The sequence below is a fragment of the Methylophilus sp. DMC14 genome (assembly GCF_056314085.1).
Map to the genome: position 1 here is coordinate 39,763 of NZ_JBQUZA010000002.1, position 16,457 is coordinate 56,219.

The following is a 16,457-nucleotide window of genomic DNA, read 5'->3' on the forward strand; positions in this document are numbered from 1 at the left end:
GATGAATCGTGATTATTTATCTTCTACACGCAAGATCGCCAGGAAGGCTTCTTGTGGAATTTCCACATTGCCCACCTGCTTCATACGCTTTTTACCTTCTTTTTGTTTTTCCAGCAACTTGCGCTTACGCGTAATATCGCCGCCGTAACATTTAGCCAGCACGTTTTTACGCATCGCCTTCACAGTTTCACGCGCAATAATATTGGCGCCGATAGAGGCCTGGATGGCAATATCAAACATTTGCCGTGGAATCAGCTCGCGCATTTTAGAAACCAGTTCGCGACCACGATAAATGCTGTTGGCGCGGTGCACAATCAGGCTCAATGCATCCACACGCTCACCGTTCACCATGATATCCAGCTTGACCAGATCGGCCGCACGGAACTCGAGAAACTCGTAATCCATCGAGGCATAGCCACGCGAAACCGACTTCAGTTTATCAAAGAAGTCGAGCACCACCTCATTCAGCGGCATTTCATAACTCAACATCACCTGGCGGCCCATATACTGCATATTACGCTGGACACCGCGCTTGTTATTACACAAGGTCATCACCGGCCCGACATAGTCTTGCGGCATGAGCAGATTGACTACAATCATGGGCTCACGAATTTCTTCAATGCGTGAAGGCTCAGGCAGACGTGACGGGTTTTCGATTTGTATGACTTCGCCACTTTTGAGCAATAGCTCATAAATCACGGTGGGCGCGGTCGTAATCAGATCCATATCGTACTCACGCTCCAGGCGCTCTTGTACGATTTCCATATGCAACAAACCGAGGAATCCGCAACGGAAACCAAACCCCAGTGCTGTGGAGTTTTCTGGCTCGAACTGCAAGCTGGAGTCATTCAGGCTCAATTTTTCCAGCGCAGTACGCAATGACTCAAACTGGTTGGATTCGACCGGGTACAGCCCCGCAAACACTTGTGGCTTCACTTCTTTAAAGCCTGGCAGTGGCTCAGTGGCAGACTTCCCAGCCCCGGCAAGCGTCACCGTATCACCGACTTTGGCCGCCGCCAGCTCTTTAATACCGGCAATGATAAAGCCGACCTCACCCGCACTCAGTTGCTGGCGCTGCAGAGACTTGGGCGTAAACACCCCCACCTGCTCACACAGGTATTCTGCACCCGTGGCCATCAGGCGGATTTTTTCCTTGGCACGCAACACACCATCCACCACGCGCACCAGCATGACCACACCCACATAGTTATCAAACCAGGCGTCGATCACCAGCGCTTTCAAGGGTGCAGAAACATCGCCTTTAGGCGGTGGCACTTTAGCAACCACTTCTTCGAGCACATCGCGCACACCTTCGCCGGTTTTGGCTGAGCAACGCACCGCATCCGTCGCATCCACCCCAATCACATCTTCAATTTCCTGTGACACGCGCGCAGGGTCTGCCGATGGCAAGTCGATCTTGTTCAGGACGGGCGTCACTTCCACGCCGAGATCAATCGCGGTATAGCAGTTAGCCACACTTTGCGCTTCCACGCCTTGCGAAGCATCCACCACCAGCAATGCACCTTCACAGGCCGATAAGGAGCGGCTGACTTCATAGCTGAAGTCAACGTGCCCAGGGGTATCAATCAGGTTGAGGAAATAGGTTTCGCCATTATTGGCTTTGTATTGCAACGCCGCTGTTTGTGCCTTGATCGTAATGCCGCGTTCACGCTCGATATCCATGCTATCGAGCACTTGCGCTTCCATCTCGCGTGCTTCCAGGCCACCGCACAACTGGATAATGCGGTCAGCCAAGGTGGATTTGCCGTGGTCAATGTGGGCAATGATCGAAAAATTACGAATATTTTTCATGTTCTGTTATGCGTTATTTACAAGCAAGAAAGGCGCTTGAAGCGCCTTTCAAATCGTGCGTATTTTACAGCAAATGCATGAATATCAGTGATTTATTTTGTTTGCGGCAAGTGCGGGCGGCCCTGTAAAGCGCACAGCCAAACCCAGGAAAATTTCCCAATTAATCGCATTTTAATGCGAACAGCATGCTCGCCTGACCGTTCTGCATTAAAGTTTGCAAACGTCCACGCTTATGGGGACGCTGCATTCACTAAAAACATATTTCAGGGAGTAAATCTTATGTACAAAGTCGTGCTTGTACTCACTTCAGCACTCTTGGCTGGTTGTGCCTCACCCGCCGCCATTGACAAAATGACAGTCAAACCGGCCACTCACAGCTCTTTGCCTAATGCGCAACTTAAAGAAAACGTCACCATTCAAGCAGTCTCTGGCGGAAAATCGACCAATCCCCTGTGGGTTTCCAAGGTCGGCAATGATGGATTCAAGCAGGCTCTTGAGGAGTCTTTGCGTAATGCAATGTTGTTGAGCAATGCCGGACAAAGCAGCAAATACACTCTGGACGCCAAATTATTAAGCCAGGATCAACCGGTTGCCGGGCTGGACATGACAGTGACAGCTGCCGTGGAGTACACCCTCACAGAACGCGCAACCCAAAAAGTCCTTTACTCAAAAATCATTTCTACGCCCTACACTGCGACGTTTAGCGACTCAGCGATTGGCTTTATTCGCATCAAAATTGCTAACGAGGGTGCCATCCATGAAAATATTCGCAGTGTGATTGAAGCGTTGAATCAATTAAAACTCAGCAGTGACACTATTTCCATGCTCGCCTACTAAATCCCCCACCTCAAAAACAAAAAAGACAGGTCGCCCTGTCTTTTTTGTTCACTGCAAGCAGCCGTGCCTTATTTTACTTTAATCGGCACATACAGCGTGCTATCTCCACGCTGCACCAGCACAGCAATCGTTTTGCCACTGGCAACCGCATTGATCTGTTTGTTAAAGGCATCCACGCTCTGGCTTTCATTGTTATTCAAACCGAGAATGACATCACCGCGACGGATCCCGGCCTGTGCAGCCGCGCCCACACTTTCAATCACAAGCAGGCCATTCTTGCCGTTGAGCTTTTTCTTTTGCTGTGGCGTCAATTCACGCAGGGTCAAGCCTATCTTGTTGGACTCGGCCTTAGTGGGTTCTTTGCTGGTTGCGGCAGCTTCAGGTTGCTCGCTCGGCATTTCACCAACGCCCAGTTGCAAGGTTTTGCTGGCACCTTTACGCAGGATTTCTACCGGCACCACTTTACCCGGTTTGGTGGCTGCCACCACACGAGGCAAATCACTCGATGTCGTAATCGGCTTGCCGTCAAACTTGAGAATAATGTCACCGGCTTCTAGCCCACCTTTGTCAGCCGGGCTGTTTTTCTCGACGCCTGCAATCAAGGCACCGCTGGTTTGCTTGAGGCCAAATGACTCAGCCAGGTCTTTGGTCACTTCCTGAATGCCAATCCCGAGCCAGCCGCGTGAAATGCGGCCATTGGCCTTGAGCTGGTTGGAAATATCAATGGCAACATCAATCGGAATACTGAATGACAAGCCCATGGAACCGCCATTCTTGCTGTAGATTTGCGAGTTGATGCCGACCACTTCACCGCGCAAGTTAAACAACGGCCCACCTGAGTTACCCGGGTTAATGGCGACATCGGTTTGAATAAACGGGACATAGTTTTCTTGCGGTAAGGCGCGACCCTTGGCACTGACAATACCGGCCGTCATCGTGTTTTCGAGACCAAATGGCGAACCAATCGCTGCCACCCATTCCCCAACTTTCAACGCATTCGGGTCACCTACAGTCACCTTGGGCAAGCCGGTCGCCTCGATCTTAATCAAGGCGACATCGGTGCGCTTGTCAGCACCAATAATTTTGGCTTTGAATTCACGCTTGTCATACAGCTTCACCAGCACTTCATCGGCCTCGTTCACCACATGCGCGTTGGTTAAAATATACCCATCGCTACTCAGGATGAAGCCCGAGCCCAGTGACTGGGTTTTATAATCCTGCCCACCTTCCTGACCTGGCATCCCGGGCATGCCTGGAATGCCGAAGCGGCGCAAAAATTCTTGCAAGTTCTCATCGTTGGGCATGCCTGGAAAACCGATGGTACCGCCGCCGTGCACCACCGAAGTAATGCTGATATTCACTACTGCCGGACCTTGTTTTTCCGCCAGTTCGGTAAAATCAGGCAAGTCCTTTGCCTGGGCATGCAAGATTGGTTGGGTCAATGTGATGGCACACGCGAACATGAGGCCAGACATCCATCGTCTCATCATGATTATTCCTATCATTTAATGATTATTAAAAATTAAGTTGTTGATTGTACATGCCGACCATTCCTGACCAGCATGCGTTTGCTATTGCATGTAAATGGTGCCATTGCTGAGAAATACAAGCGCCAGCTGACACGCGCCAAACACACCATAACAGCGAATTGAAGATGATAGCAATGAAATATTGCGGCATGATTTCAAGGAAGCGGGACCAAGGCAGGCACAAACAGACAGGCAGCCATTACTTTTTGAAGGTCACTTGCTGCGCAATCTGTTCCACGGTTTGCGCAGGGACTTCCCCCACTACCACCAACTGGTAGCCATTGAGGACATGGGCGTACACATTGGTAGAACCCATATTTTTCTTACCCACGCGCGGCTGCATGCCTTTTACCATCGGTTCGACAAACAGTGACACCGAAGCCAATCCATCAGAAAAAATCCATTGCTGCACGGGGGCAGTCCTGCCGGGCACTTTTAAACTGATCTGGTCAATTTTTTTATAGCCCGTCGGTAAATTCGGCACCACCACGTTGTCTTCTACGTGCGTAAGCTCGGTGGTGTCATCCATCACATAAGGCTTGGTCGCATCAATCTTGGGCTGAAACCAATCCAGATCTTTGGTATGCAGCATAGACACCTGGTTAAACCCAATTTGCTCCAAGGTATGCCCTTGCATATCCATCATGCTCATTTTGAGCAACAAGCCATATTCAGTATCCGACCAGATGCGGTACTGGTAACGCAAATTGTCATTGGGCACCATGTCTATGACCTGTGCCAGACGCCCGGCGATGCGTTCCTGTCCGACAAACTTGAGCTTGTAATTTTGCTTGAGGGGATATAGCTGTGTGGGCAGCATGGCCGGGAACAGGTTTTGGCCACGGCGTTTCTCGATCACGACCTTGTCATTTTTGGCATTAAAAATGACGATATCATCGCCTTCACTGAATACTTCACGCGGGCGGCCATCCAGCACCACATTACGTGTGAATTCGCGGCCGCCTTCATAAATGTGGGTGATTTGCACCGAACGGATCATGGAGCCATTGTGATAGACAAACAGCCCCTGATAATTGAGCTCTCTGGCAGCAGAGGCGGTTTTCTGCATGGTTGACCATAAATCTTCTTCAGCAAAGGCCGCCTGCTGCACCATGAACAGGCATGAAATCGAAGCAACAATCCGCCAAAACATAGCAGTAGCAACAACCAAATGATGAGTCAAAGAAATTTTATTCGCCAGCCGTGTAGGCAACATTATGCGTGTAATAAGTCACACTACTCGGCGCATAATTATGATGAGCCAATACATATTGCTCGGTATCATTGTCGGCAATCTGCGCAGGGGCAGGCGCCTCAGGTTGATTAAGCACAAACATGCCAACAAAAAAGGCAGCAGCCACAGACGCGGCAATAGACCAAGTGTACTTGTCAAAACGAGGGCGGATACGCGTCACTTTGTCAGCATTGGCGATGGCTTGCGGCGCCAATAGTGTTGGTTCATCTTCAAGTGCGGTCATAATGCGGCTGGTCATGTCTGACTGCATCCACAGCTCATCGCGCATGACGTCACGGATCACGTGATACTCGCGCCAGGCTTGTGCAACCTCGCCAGTAGATTTGGCCGCCAAGAATATATGTTCACAGCGTTCAACATCGACCTCACCGTCGACCAAGGCAGATAATTGCTGCTTCATAATAACCCCAAATCAATCAATGTTTTTATGTTAGCATTTAACAAAAAATTTGTCATAACACCTACACACCCAATCAAATTTTTATAACAAATCATGCCACTACCAGCGCTTATTGTGTGGCGTATCCAACAACGGCCTCAATTTGGCGGCAATGGTCTCACGGGCACGGAAAATACGGGATCGCACTGTGCCAATCGGGCACTGCATGACGCTGGCAATGTCCTCGTAACTCAAACCCTCTAGCTCACGCAAGGTGATCGCAGTGCGCAACTCATCTGGCAACGCAGCAATCGCATCATTCACGGTTTGCGCAATTTCCTTGGTCATCAGGGATGTTTCAGGCGTCTCCATCGTACGCATGTCTTCACCTTCATCGAAATTCTCGACATCCTCAATTTCGACATCCTGCATCACCTGCGGCTTGCGCCCCATGGACACCAGATAATTCTTGGCCGTGTTAATGCCAATCCGGTACAGCCAGGTATAAAACGCACTGTCCCCACGGAAACTGTGCAGCGCACGATAAGCCTTGATAAAAGACTCCTGCACCACATCTTCCACTTCTGCCTGATCGCGGATCATACGCGACAGCAAGCGGCCCAACTTGCGATGGTATTTTTCCACCAGCAATCCAAAGGCGCGTTTATCGCCTTGTTGAGCGCGTTCAACCAGCATCTGGTCAAACTCTTTATTCTCTTGCTGTTTGGCGCTCGCCGCCTGAACAGTCATATCGCGATGACTCCCTTGGGTAATTTTATGATTGGGAGTAGTATACGCTTTTGTGTTATTTTCGACGAACCCAGTGCGCGTTAACGCCTCTAAATTTGCTGTGTGTAACATCGTCTCATCCCTTAGTATTGTTTGCAGTTGCAACACGCAATGCGAACACTAGTACGACTGACCGCCCTCTTCAAAAGTTCCGTTGACCACGCCCGTTTATGAATAAAGTGTTTGATGTCTTGATTATTGGTAGTGGCCTGGCTGGCCAATCGCTGGCCTTACGACTGGCCGATCAATACCGGGTATGCATCTTGAGCAAACGCGAACTGACCATGAGTGCCAGCAACTGGGCACAGGGCGGCATAGCGGCGGTACTCAATAGCGAAGATTCGGTAGAGGCGCATATCAAAGACACGCTGGACGCTGGCGCGGGCCTGTGCGACAGCGAAGTCACCCGCATGGTGGTGACCAGTGGCCGCGACAGCATAGACTGGTTATTGCAGCAAGGCGTGAATTTTACGCGTGAAGCTCAAGATGACCGCCTGCACCTCACCCGCGAGGGAGGTCACAGTCACCGGCGCGTCGTCCACGTGGCCGACGCCACGGGCCAGGCGGTGCAAACCACACTGACCGATCGCGTACGTGCCCACCCCAACATTACCATTCTGGAACACCATATTGCGGTGGACCTGATCACCACACACAAACTGTTTAAGCAAACAGAAAATGATGGCCCCAACCGTTGCCTGGGGGCCTATGTGCTCAACAACCAGACCGGCAAAGTAATCACACTGTCTGCCCAATACACAGTGACGGCCACAGGGGGCGCGGGTAAAGTCTATTTGTATACCACCAACCCTGACATCAGCACCGGCGACGGTATTGCCATGGCCTGGCGTGCGGGTTGCCGCGTGGCTAACCTGGAGTTTGTGCAGTTTCACCCTACTTGCCTCTATCACCCGCACGCCAAATCATTTTTGATTTCAGAGGTGCTGCGTGGCGAAGGCGGCTTGCTATTATTGCCTGATGGCACCCGCTTTATGCCTTGGCATGACGAGCGTGCGGAACTGGCCCCGCGCGATGTAGTTGCGCGCGCCATTGACTTCGAGATGAAAAAGCGCGGCCTGGATTGCGTTTATCTGGACATCAGCCATAAACCACTGGATTTCATCCAGTCCCACTTCCCGAATATTTACCAGCGCTGCCTGCAATTGGGCATTGATATCAGCAAACAACCAATTCCCGTGGTGCCTGCAGCACATTACACCTGTGGCGGCGTCATGACGGACATTAATGGTCGCACCGATATTGACTGCCTGTATGCCATTGGCGAGACCGCCTGCACAGGCCTGCACGGCGCCAACCGTCTCGCCAGTAACTCCTTGCTGGAGTGTTTGGCCTTCAGTCGCAGCTGCTCCGAAGATATCCGCGCACAGGGTCAGCAACCAACCATTTCCTTGCCGGACTGGGACGAAAGCCGCGTTACCGACGCCGATGAAGAAGTGCTGATCACCCACACCTGGGACGAGTTGCGCCGGTTCATGTGGAACTACGTAGGGATTGTGCGGACCACCAAACGCCTGAGCCGCGCACTGCATCGCATCCATATGCTGCGCGATGAAGTACATGAGTTTTACAGTAACTTTAAAGTCAGTCACGACCTCATCGAACTACGTAACCTGTTACAGGTGGCGGAATTGATTGTCCGCAGCGCCATCGAACGCCATGAAAGCCGTGGCTTGCATTACAGCAAAGACTACCCAGACCTGTTGCCCGAAGCCATTCCTACCGTCCTGACCCCGGACAACTATACCAGCTTGCTTGATTAGGACATGACCACTCGCGTTCGTGTGTTGTGCAGATGGCTGGCCCCCTGCCTGTGGCTCATGCTCTGCAATACCAGCATTGCCGCCACGTTGCTCGAAAAAATCATTGATGGCGACACGGTATTGATACAGGCGCAAGGCTGCCATTATCGCTTGCGTTTGCTGGACATTGATGCGCCTGAGCTGCACCAAGCATTTGGCAAGCAATCTCGCCGCAGCTTGAGTCAACTGTGTACCGGTGCAAAGATTACGGTCAACACCCAAGGCCAAGATCAATACGGCAGGCAACTGGGCCACCTCTACTGCGATGGTATGGAAGCCAGCCAGTTTCAGGTGGCGCAAGGGATGGCCTGGTTTAATGCGCGCTACTCCAAACGCACCGCCTTGCAGGCCTTGCAACAGCAGGCACAACAACAAGGCTTGGGTTTGTGGCAATCAAGCGAGGCGATGCCACCCTGGCAATGGCGAAAATTATATGGTCAACATTATCGTCACCAAGACTGACACTGTCGCCACAATATCCTTTAGAATATTGTTTTAACAGCGAACTTTAGGATTCAACACATGCAAGTAGCAATGAACACCGTGGTCTCCATGACCTATAAACTGCAAAATAGCGATGGCGACATTCTGGAAGAAAGCCAGGAGCCGGTGGCCTACCTGCACGGCGGCTATGACAACATTTTCCCCAAAGTAGAAGAAGCCATGCATGGCAAAAATGTCGGCGACAAGGTAGAAGTAAGTCTGGACCCTGAAGATGCCTTTGGTGAGTACGACGACAATCTGGTGCAAATTGAACCGGCCAGCGCCTTTCCGAGCAAAGATCTTAAAGTCGGTATGCAGTTTGAAGGCGAAGACGAAACCGGCGACGTGATCCTTTACACCATCACCGATATTGCAGATGGTAAAGTCGTGGTCGATGGCAACCATCCGTGGGCCGGCCAGCGTCTGCTGTTCACGGCAACGATTGCCAGCGTACGCTCAGCCAATCAAGAAGAAATCGAGCACCAGCATGTGCATGGTGCCGGTGGTCATCACCACTAATCAACCCGCCAGCGCAAGCTGGCCTATCGCTTCTGGCTGGCGCAACTGACCCTGCGCCAGCACCAACACATCATCGGCAATCTCTGCCACCTCATCTCCGACATGGCTCACATATACCGTGGGCAAGCCAAAAGTCGCAATCACTTGCTTGATATAAGGCAACACCTGTTGCTTGAGCGCATCGTCCAGCCCGCTGAGTGGCTCATCCATTAACAACACCGACGGCTGCCTTAGCAAAGCTCGCCCAATCGCCACCCGCTGTTTTTCACCGCCAGATAACTGACCAGGACTACGTTTGAGCAAGGTTTGAATCGACAAAACCTCCAAGACCTCAGGAAAGACGACGCGCGCGAGATTGGCTGGCAAGCCATAGCGTAAATTCTGCTCTACCGTCATGTGCGGAAACAAACGCGCATCCTGAAACACCATGCCAACCGGCCGCTGCCACGCAGGTAACTGAATGCCCTGCCTGGCATCAAACCATATTTGCTCATCACTACGAATCACCCCTGAAGCAGGCGATAACAAACCAGCGATGGCATGCAACAAGGTGGTTTTACCCGAACCGGAAGGCCCCATCAGTCCCAGACAACGCCCTGCAGCTACTTGAAAACAGGCCTCCAGCTGAAAGCTACCGCTGTTCGGATAAGGCTGTTTAATCTGAAGGTTAACGTCAAACATCAGCGCTGACTCCTGAGCAAACGTCGTTCCAGCCACTGGCTCGCCAGCAAGGCCAGGATGGATACCAGCACACTCAACACGACCAGCCGCAAAGCGGCCGCTTCACCGCCCGGCGTCTGTGTCAGGCTATAAATCGCCAGTGGCAAGGTACGGGTTTCCCCTTCTAGGTTGCCGGCAAAGGTAATCGTCGCGCCGAATTCGCCCAAACTGCGACTAAATGCCAGAATGGCGCCAGTGAGAATGCCATGATAAGACAAGGGCAAGGTGATGGTTAAAAAAACCTTGAGCGGGCGCGCGCCCAAGGTCTGCGCAGCCTCTTCCAACAAAGGATTGACCTGCAACAAGGCTTGCCTCACAGCACGCACCATCAGTGGAAAAGCCATCACCGCCGAAGCAATCACGGCACCCCACCAATGAAAAGTAAGCTGCAAGTGAAATTGCTCATAAAGCCACGCCCCTAACCAGCCCCGCCGTCCCAGCAAGACCAGCAATCCATAACCCAGCACCACCGGCGGCAACACCATAGGCAAATGCACACACGCATCCAGAATGGCATGCCCCCAAAATTGTTTTCTGGCCAGCAGCCACGCCACCAGAATGGCAGGCAGACTCATCACCAGCACACAACAGGCCGCCACTTTCAGTGACAACCATACAATCTCTACTTCGGCCGGGGTCAACATCCACATCTAAGTTGCTGTCTTTGGGGTTATTCGTTAAAAAGCGGTTTAAAGCCATTTGCCACCAGCACTTTTCTTGCCTCTGCCGATAGCAAATAGCGGTAAAAAGCCGTCGTTTCCGCTGCGGCCTGCGGCAATACGGCCATGGGATAAATAATCGGCACATGACTGTTTTCGGCAAACTCCCCGGCCACGCGTACCTTGCTGGAAGCCTGCGCATCACTGGCATAGACAATCCCCACATCACATTCATCACGCTCAACCAGACTCAAGGTTGCCCGCACATCCTGCGTACTGACCAGGCGGCTTTTCAGTTTATCCCACCAGCCCAGGCTGGTCAGCGACTGTTTCGCATACATGCCAACCGGCACAGAGAGCGTATCACCCGTGCACCAGTAGCCAGGCGCTTGCTGGCCAATGTCCGTAGTGGCTTCGGCTTTAATACTGAGTGGTTTGTGTTGTGGCGTGATCATCACCAGCCGGTTACCCAACCACGGTTTGATGGTAGACGTTTGTACCAGCTGTTTATCCTTGAGGTATTGCATCCACTTCTCATCGGCCGAAATAAACAAGTCACCCGGCGCCCCTTGCTCCAGCTGCTTGGCTAACGTCCCCGAGCCCCCGTAGACCGTCACTACTTGTATGCCACTTTGCTGGCTATATTGTATGGATAACTGGTTCATGACATCCGTCAGGCTGGCTGCCGCAAATATCCTGAGTTTCTTGTCTTCAGCCCAGCCGAGGGTTGCATGTGCCGTCAAGTGAATGAGGCAAGCGACCAGCCAGAGCGCTTTATTCCTGTAGAGTGTGTTCCGCATTATCAGCCCTTGATCATGCACGCATGATGGATGGCGCGCACGGTATAACAAGCTTGTGATGCTACCATCGTTATATTCAAATGCATATTACGAAACTTGAAAAATACGGTTTTTTTGAAAAAATCAGTTTTTTTGCAGGTGCTGGGTGATAAAGCCCAACTCATCCGCCGCCGCTTGCGCAGACTTTTGCAGGATGTGCTCATAGGCCTGGATCAGCGCCAAACCGAACGCCGTGACCTGTGCACCGCCGCCGTGTGCGCCTCCAGCGGCACTGAGGACGACCGCTTCGTCAAAACAATGATTCATCAAATCAACAAGCTCCCATGCCCGGCGATAAGACATGCGCATTTGCTTGGCAGCGGCTGAAATGGAACCGTGTTGCACAATGTGCTGCAACAACTCAATTTTGCCTGGACCTAGCGCGATCTGGCCTTGATGGCTGATCCTGATTTTAAGCAGTGAGGCGGACATAGGTAAACTACTCTGACTGAATATCTGTTTGCACAAAGGTTTCAAAAGGCGGCAACTCGGCCAGCGAACGCAAGTTCAAATCATCAAGAAAATGTTTGGTCGTGGCATACAGCGACGGGCGTCCAGGCACTTCACGCTGGCCGACCACATCGATCCAGTCACGCTCCTGCAATTGCCGAATCACATTCGGGTTAACCGCCACGCCGCGGATCTGCTCGATATCGCCCCGCGTCACCGGTTGCCGGTAGGCAATAATCGCCAGTGTCTCCATCACTGCGCGTGAGTATTTTGGCTGCCGTTCAGGATTCAGACGCGCCAGGTATTCGCTGTATTGCGCCTTGGCCTGAAAGCGGTAGCCGCTGGCCACTTGTACTAAATCCAGCGTTTTATCCGACCAGTCGGCCTTGAGTTCATCGAGCAACATGCGCAATGTCGCACGCTCCATGCGTCCAGCAAACAATTTGAGCAAATCGTCCAGAGACAGCGGCTGCGGCGAGGTGAGCAAGGCAGCCTCCAGCACTTGTTTCATCTCGGTAATGTTTTCCGGAGTATGCACGTCAAGCCTCCCGGCCAGTGTTATTGGCTTGCAGGTAAATGGTACCAAAAGCCTCCTGCTGCGTGATCAGAATCAAGCCTTCTTTGGCCAGCTCCAGCATGGCCAGGAAATTCACCACCAGCTTGGGTACGCCCTCAGTTCCCACATCGAACAGCTCGTCAAACCGCAATACCGACGTTGCCGACAAGCGCCGCAACAACAGACTCATATGCTCGCGTACAGAGAGTTCCGCACGCCCCAGTTTATGGTGCTGATTAAGCCTGGCGCGCTTGAGCACATTGCGCCACGCCTCTACCAGATCATCCAGACTGACTTCAGGCGGCTTGACCAGTGACAGCCGCTCGTAATACGCCGCAGCCACCTCAATGTCTACGCCGACTTTGGGCAAGGCATCCAGCCGCTGTGCAGCCTGCTTGATCGCCTCATACTCCATCAGCCGTTTGACCAACTCAGCGCGCGGGTCGTCTTCCTCCTCCAGCTCTTGCGGCTTGGGCAACAGCATGCGTGACTTGATCTCAATCAGCATGGCTGACATGAGCAAATAGTCGGCAGCCAACTCCAGATTCACCGCTTTCATTTTGTCCACATAGCCCATGTACTGCGTGGTCAGCTCAGCCATGGGGATATCGAGAATATCCAGATTGTGCTTTCGGATCAGGTACAGCAGCAAATCCAGTGGCCCTTCAAAGGTCTCCAGATACACTTCCAGCGCATCCGGCGGAATATACAAATCTTGCGGCAAAGCCGAGAGCGGCTCGCCATTGATTCTGATCTGGGTGCTGTTGACGGAAAGCTCCATGCAGGGATTGTAGCGACTTGTCGCAGGCGCTTAAAGTTTATTCTGCATAAGGGTTGGGGAAGCCCAGCTTTTTCAGGATGCCGATCTCCAGCGCCTCCATCAGCGCCGCCTGCGCCTCAACCTCATGGTCGTAGCCATGCATGTGCAGGACGCCATGCACCGTCATGTGCGCATAATGCGCCAGCACGGACTTGCCCTGCTCAGCGGCCTCTCTGCTAATCACCGGCGCGCAGATCACAATGTCGCCCATCAGGCAGGGCTCCTCCGCCAATGGGAAGGTGAGCACATTGGTCGCGTAATCCTTGCCGCGGTAACTCGCATTCAGTTGCTGGCCTTCTTCAGCATCCACAATACGGATCGTCAGGCTGGTATCTACGCGCAAGCTGGCGCGGATCCAGCGCTTGAATTGCGACACGCTGGGCACATCTGCCGCAGGTGTCGCCACTTGTAATGAAAAATCGAGTTGAGGCATAGCATCAAGTTTTATGTACAATATCCGACATTATAGAAAGAAAACCCTCAAAGGAAATGGTGTGATGACAAATCGCCCCAAGCTGGTGGTTGCCAACCGCAAAATGAACGGCAACCTGCCAGACAATGCCCGCTTTATGCAAAGTGTGTTGCAAGAGACGCGCCATCACCGGGCGCGCTATGCGGTGTGCCCGCCACATCCCTATTTGCAGCAGGCGCAACAATTACTGCAACACAGCCATGTGGCCTGGGGCGGACAAAACATGAGCCGCTTTGAGCGTGGTGCCTACACAGGTTCCGTCTCGCCGCTCATGCTCAAGGAGTTTGGCTGCACCTACGTCATTATCGGCCACTCTGAACGCCGCTTACGTGGGCACGAAAGTGATGAAAGCTGCGGAGAGCGTTTTGAGGCAGCCCTCAAGGCTGGGCTGACGCCCATCCTGTGTATAGGCGAAACCCTGGAAGAATACGAACTGGGCGAAACCGATCTCGTGGTAGTTAGGCAGTTGAACCCCGTCATTTCACATGTAGGCATCCAAGCGCTCGCCAAAGGCGTCATTGCCTATGAGCCGATCTGGGCCATCGGCACGGGTAAAGCCGCCAGTCCGCAACATGCCCAAGCAATTTTGTCTTTCATCCGCGGCCACATTGGGCTACTGGACGAACAGGTTGCAGAGCAGATAACCTTGCTCTATGGTGGCAGCGTCAATCCCGGCAATGCTGCGCAATTGATGAGCATGCCTGATGTCGATGGCGGGCTGATTGGCGGTGCATCGCTGATTGTCGAAGACTTTATTCAAATCTGCCAGATTGCCAACGAGTTATCCACCCTCAAGTCAGCCGCCTGAAAACACGTACCGTCCCGCCCCTGAGTGGTTGAGGTGCTCAGCGCGCAGCCAATAAAAAAGCCGACTTTCGTCGGCTTTTCTACATCCAAGTAAAACCAGATTACGGATGTCTGGATTACTTAGCTTCTTCAGCAGGAGCAGCTTCAGCAGGTGCAGCTTCAGCAGGAGCAGCTTCGGCTGGTGCAGCTTCAGCAGGAGCTTCAGCAGCAGGAGCTTCAGCAGCAGGAGCTTCAGCAGCTGGGGCTTCAGCAGCAGGTGCTTCTTCAGCTGGTTTTTCACCACAAGCAGTCAAAGCCAAAGCCAACAATGCAGCCAACAATGCAGAACGTGTCATCTTTATTTCCTTAGTATGTATGAGCAAAAAATTATGTACGGGTAACGCTGCGGGTGCAGAATCAACCGAGTGAAAAAATTGTATCAGCAATTGATTAAAAAAAGAACGAAAAACCAGTGAAAAAGAAAGGATTTTTTTGTGTCAGAACAACAACTCTGTGTTTTTTTCACAAAAAATCCGCCAAATCCTTTGCAATCAATGCAAAATTAACCGGCTCAATCAGAAAAATGCACGTATCCAGACAGGTAAATCCCCTGTAACCAGGGCAACAAGGGATGAATGGCTGCTGTTTGGCAGTCTGCTGCCGTCAACAGCCGCTGGTTAGCCAATGTATTGAGCAAAGGACCCGCCTCCGCTGACACACTCACGCGCTCGCCATTGATAAAGTACTGACCTTGCCAATGCAACATCTGTGCCTGCAAGTCCATCACCAGTCCAGATTGCTGGGCGCGTTGCAAAAACTTCTCTGCACTCAGTTTGCGGTTGGGCGAAAACACAACATACGCTTTGGGCTCTGAAAAATACTTTGCCAGAAACGGTCCCAGTTGCTCGGTCTCCCAGGGCAAGCGGCGCAACATGCCAGCCACTTGACTGACCATCTGCGGGTCAATCGCTGCGGCATCTTGAACGGGTTGCAATTCGGGGTCGCGATACAGTTCGTCAGGCAGCATCTCCTGGCGGCAGGCCTCAAGAAACTCAATGGCCAGTTCACGCGCGGCGGGCGCCCGGAAGCCGATGGAGTAGGTCATGCAATCATCATCTTCTGCAATGCCCCAATGCGCGACATTGGGCGGCAGATAGAGCATGTCGCCCGGTGCCAGCACCCACTCCTGCTCGCATTCAAAGTGCGACAAAATGCGCAAGGGTGCATCGGCAATCAATCTTAAATCCGTTTGCTGGCTGATACGCCAGCGGCGGTGCCCCGCGCCCTGCAGCAAGAAGACATCATAGCTGTCGATATGTGGCCCGACGCCACCACCAGTCGGCGCATAACTGACCATGACATCATCGAGTCTGGCGTTGGGGACAAAGCTGAACTGCGACAGCAAGGCTTGCGCCTCTGGCAGCACATGGTTCACCCCCTGCACCAGCAGGGTCCAGTCGCGCGCAGGCAAACTGGTAAAGTCCTCGTCATCAAACGGGCCTTGCCTGACCTGCCAGCCCTCTCCCTGATTCATGCGCTCAGAATCAAACTGTATCAGTCTGGCCGGCACCTCAGCCTCACAGGCCAGCCCCGCCAGCTCGCTTGGCGTCAGCAATCCCTCAAAACCAGGGATAGCGCCCCGGATTAATAATGGTTTCTTTTGCCAGTAGTCTGCCATGAATTGCGCAGGGCTTAATCCGTTCAGTAGGGTCAGGGCTTGATGCATGATGAT

The 16,457-nt window shown here is 52.5% G+C and carries 19 protein-coding genes; 5 read left to right on the forward strand and 14 right to left on the reverse strand.

Annotation, left to right across the window (positions count from 1 at the left end; translation table 11 throughout):
• Positions 1 to 12: 12 nt before the first annotated feature.
• Positions 13 to 1,812: a translation elongation factor 4 gene (lepA, locus tag ACT53C_RS04425; RefSeq protein WP_476145015.1), complete on the reverse strand. Its 1,800-nt coding sequence runs from the start codon at positions 1,810 to 1,812 to the stop codon at positions 13 to 15.
• Between the two features lie 279 nt (positions 1,813 to 2,091).
• Here lepA and ACT53C_RS04430 point away from each other — a divergent pair, with 279 nt between their 5' ends.
• Positions 2,092 to 2,649, forward strand: a complete 558-nt coding sequence (locus ACT53C_RS04430; protein ID WP_476145016.1) for a hypothetical protein — start codon at positions 2,092 to 2,094, stop codon at positions 2,647 to 2,649.
• Between the two features lie 68 nt (positions 2,650 to 2,717).
• Here ACT53C_RS04430 and ACT53C_RS04435 read toward each other — a convergent pair whose 3' ends face one another.
• The 4 genes from ACT53C_RS04435 to rpoE form a co-directional block, all read right to left on the reverse strand.
• Complete coding sequence (locus ACT53C_RS04435; RefSeq protein ID WP_379073713.1) at positions 2,718 to 4,139, reverse strand: DegQ family serine endoprotease; 1,422 nt, start codon at positions 4,137 to 4,139, stop codon at positions 2,718 to 2,720.
• A 238-nt stretch (positions 4,140 to 4,377) separates the two neighbouring features.
• Positions 4,378 to 5,331 carry a MucB/RseB C-terminal domain-containing protein gene (locus tag ACT53C_RS04440; RefSeq protein ID WP_228518931.1) on the reverse strand — a complete coding sequence of 318 codons (954 nt, stop codon included), beginning with the start codon at positions 5,329 to 5,331 and terminating at the stop codon, positions 4,378 to 4,380.
• Positions 5,332 to 5,368: 37 nt separating this feature from the next.
• Positions 5,369 to 5,833: a sigma-E factor negative regulatory protein gene (locus ACT53C_RS04445; protein WP_194749474.1), complete on the reverse strand. Its 465-nt coding sequence runs from the start codon at positions 5,831 to 5,833 to the stop codon at positions 5,369 to 5,371.
• 99 nt (positions 5,834 to 5,932) lie between these two features.
• Complete coding sequence (gene rpoE, locus ACT53C_RS04450; RefSeq protein WP_194749473.1) at positions 5,933 to 6,562, reverse strand: RNA polymerase sigma factor RpoE; 630 nt, start codon at positions 6,560 to 6,562, stop codon at positions 5,933 to 5,935.
• A gap of 209 nt (positions 6,563 to 6,771) precedes the next feature.
• Here rpoE and nadB point away from each other — a divergent pair, with 209 nt between their 5' ends.
• The 3 genes from nadB to ACT53C_RS04465 are packed head-to-tail and all read left to right on the forward strand — an operon-like array spanning position 6,772 to position 9,423.
• Positions 6,772 to 8,382 (forward strand): L-aspartate oxidase, encoded by a 1,611-nt coding sequence (nadB, locus tag ACT53C_RS04455; protein ID WP_476145020.1) that lies wholly within the window; start codon positions 6,772 to 6,774, stop codon positions 8,380 to 8,382.
• Positions 8,383 to 8,385: 3 nt separating this feature from the next.
• The gene (locus ACT53C_RS04460; protein WP_476145022.1) at positions 8,386 to 8,883 is read left to right on the forward strand and encodes a thermonuclease family protein; all 498 of its coding nucleotides are present in this window, start codon (positions 8,386 to 8,388) and stop codon (positions 8,881 to 8,883) included.
• A gap of 60 nt (positions 8,884 to 8,943) precedes the next feature.
• A complete protein-coding gene (locus ACT53C_RS04465) occupies positions 8,944 to 9,423 on the forward strand; it encodes an FKBP-type peptidyl-prolyl cis-trans isomerase (RefSeq protein WP_194749471.1) in 480 nt (159 codons plus the stop codon).
• Here the strand turns inward: ACT53C_RS04465 and ACT53C_RS04470 are convergent, their stop codons facing one another.
• The 7 genes from ACT53C_RS04470 to ybeY form a co-directional block, all read right to left on the reverse strand.
• On the reverse strand, positions 9,424 to 10,104 hold the full coding sequence (locus ACT53C_RS04470; RefSeq protein ID WP_476145024.1) for an ATP-binding cassette domain-containing protein: 681 nt from the start codon (positions 10,102 to 10,104) through the stop codon (positions 9,424 to 9,426).
• A complete protein-coding gene (gene modB / locus ACT53C_RS04475) occupies positions 10,104 to 10,793 on the reverse strand; it encodes a molybdate ABC transporter permease subunit (RefSeq protein WP_476145026.1) in 690 nt (229 codons plus the stop codon). Before modB ends, ACT53C_RS04470 begins: the two co-directional genes overlap by 1 nt.
• A 20-nt stretch (positions 10,794 to 10,813) precedes the next feature.
• Positions 10,814 to 11,602: a molybdate ABC transporter substrate-binding protein gene (gene modA, locus ACT53C_RS04480; protein ID WP_476145028.1), complete on the reverse strand. Its 789-nt coding sequence runs from the start codon at positions 11,600 to 11,602 to the stop codon at positions 10,814 to 10,816.
• A gap of 123 nt (positions 11,603 to 11,725) precedes the next feature.
• Positions 11,726 to 12,073 (reverse strand): winged helix-turn-helix domain-containing protein, encoded by a 348-nt coding sequence (locus ACT53C_RS04485; protein WP_476145030.1) that lies wholly within the window; start codon positions 12,071 to 12,073, stop codon positions 11,726 to 11,728.
• A gap of 7 nt (positions 12,074 to 12,080) precedes the next feature.
• Entirely contained in the window at positions 12,081 to 12,602 is a 522-nt protein-coding gene (scpB, locus tag ACT53C_RS04490; protein WP_228518940.1) for an SMC-Scp complex subunit ScpB, read from the reverse strand.
• Positions 12,603 to 12,630: 28 nt separating this feature from the next.
• On the reverse strand, positions 12,631 to 13,428 hold the full coding sequence (locus ACT53C_RS04495) for a segregation and condensation protein A (protein ID WP_476145032.1): 798 nt from the start codon (positions 13,426 to 13,428) through the stop codon (positions 12,631 to 12,633).
• Positions 13,429 to 13,465: 37 nt separating this feature from the next.
• Positions 13,466 to 13,900, reverse strand: a complete 435-nt coding sequence (ybeY, locus tag ACT53C_RS04500; protein ID WP_476145034.1) for an rRNA maturation RNase YbeY — start codon at positions 13,898 to 13,900, stop codon at positions 13,466 to 13,468.
• Positions 13,901 to 13,964: 64 nt separating this feature from the next.
• Here ybeY and tpiA point away from each other — a divergent pair, with 64 nt between their 5' ends.
• Entirely contained in the window at positions 13,965 to 14,747 is a 783-nt protein-coding gene (gene tpiA / locus ACT53C_RS04505; RefSeq protein ID WP_313987190.1) for a triose-phosphate isomerase, read from the forward strand.
• On the opposite strand, the gene ACT53C_RS04510 is transcribed toward tpiA, so the two are convergent.
• Together ACT53C_RS04510 and ACT53C_RS04515 are read right to left on the reverse strand one after the other, a co-directional pair.
• Positions 14,736 to 15,026: a hypothetical protein gene (locus ACT53C_RS04510; protein ID WP_476145035.1), complete on the reverse strand. Its 291-nt coding sequence runs from the start codon at positions 15,024 to 15,026 to the stop codon at positions 14,736 to 14,738. The two genes, tpiA and ACT53C_RS04510, sit on opposite strands and share 12 nt — an antisense overlap.
• A gap of 270 nt (positions 15,027 to 15,296) precedes the next feature.
• Positions 15,297 to 16,451, reverse strand: coding sequence for a cupin domain-containing protein (locus tag ACT53C_RS04515; protein WP_476145037.1), 1,155 nt, complete (start codon positions 16,449 to 16,451; stop codon positions 15,297 to 15,299).
• Between the last annotated feature and the right edge of the window lie 6 nt (positions 16,452 to 16,457).

Excerpts from the sequence above, each read along its gene's own strand:
- lepA (WP_476145015.1), bottom strand. The coding sequence starts at position 1,812 with ATGAAAAATATTCGTAATTTTTCGATCATTGCCCACATTGACCACGGC.
- ACT53C_RS04430 (WP_476145016.1), top strand. The coding sequence starts at position 2,092 with ATGTACAAAGTCGTGCTTGTACTCACTTCAGCACTCTTGGCTGGTTGT.
- ACT53C_RS04435 (WP_379073713.1), bottom strand. The coding sequence starts at position 4,139 with ATGATGAGACGATGGATGTCTGGCCTCATGTTCGCGTGTGCCATCACA.
- ACT53C_RS04440 (WP_228518931.1), bottom strand. The coding sequence starts at position 5,331 with ATGTTTTGGCGGATTGTTGCTTCGATTTCATGCCTGTTCATGGTGCAG.
- ACT53C_RS04445 (WP_194749474.1), bottom strand. The coding sequence starts at position 5,833 with ATGAAGCAGCAATTATCTGCCTTGGTCGACGGTGAGGTCGATGTTGAA.
- rpoE (WP_194749473.1), bottom strand. The coding sequence starts at position 6,562 with ATGACTGTTCAGGCGGCGAGCGCCAAACAGCAAGAGAATAAAGAGTTT.
- nadB (WP_476145020.1), top strand. The coding sequence starts at position 6,772 with ATGAATAAAGTGTTTGATGTCTTGATTATTGGTAGTGGCCTGGCTGGC.
- ACT53C_RS04460 (WP_476145022.1), top strand. The coding sequence starts at position 8,386 with ATGACCACTCGCGTTCGTGTGTTGTGCAGATGGCTGGCCCCCTGCCTG.
- ACT53C_RS04465 (WP_194749471.1), top strand. The coding sequence starts at position 8,944 with ATGCAAGTAGCAATGAACACCGTGGTCTCCATGACCTATAAACTGCAA.
- ACT53C_RS04470 (WP_476145024.1), bottom strand. The coding sequence starts at position 10,104 with ATGTTTGACGTTAACCTTCAGATTAAACAGCCTTATCCGAACAGCGGT.
- modB (WP_476145026.1), bottom strand. The coding sequence starts at position 10,793 with ATGTGGATGTTGACCCCGGCCGAAGTAGAGATTGTATGGTTGTCACTG.
- modA (WP_476145028.1), bottom strand. The coding sequence starts at position 11,602 with ATGCGGAACACACTCTACAGGAATAAAGCGCTCTGGCTGGTCGCTTGC.
- ACT53C_RS04485 (WP_476145030.1), bottom strand. The coding sequence starts at position 12,073 with ATGTCCGCCTCACTGCTTAAAATCAGGATCAGCCATCAAGGCCAGATC.
- scpB (WP_228518940.1), bottom strand. The coding sequence starts at position 12,602 with ATGAAACAAGTGCTGGAGGCTGCCTTGCTCACCTCGCCGCAGCCGCTG.
- ACT53C_RS04495 (WP_476145032.1), bottom strand. The coding sequence starts at position 13,428 with ATGGAGCTTTCCGTCAACAGCACCCAGATCAGAATCAATGGCGAGCCG.
- ybeY (WP_476145034.1), bottom strand. The coding sequence starts at position 13,900 with ATGCCTCAACTCGATTTTTCATTACAAGTGGCGACACCTGCGGCAGAT.
- tpiA (WP_313987190.1), top strand. The coding sequence starts at position 13,965 with ATGACAAATCGCCCCAAGCTGGTGGTTGCCAACCGCAAAATGAACGGC.
- ACT53C_RS04515 (WP_476145037.1), bottom strand. The coding sequence starts at position 16,451 with ATGCATCAAGCCCTGACCCTACTGAACGGATTAAGCCCTGCGCAATTC.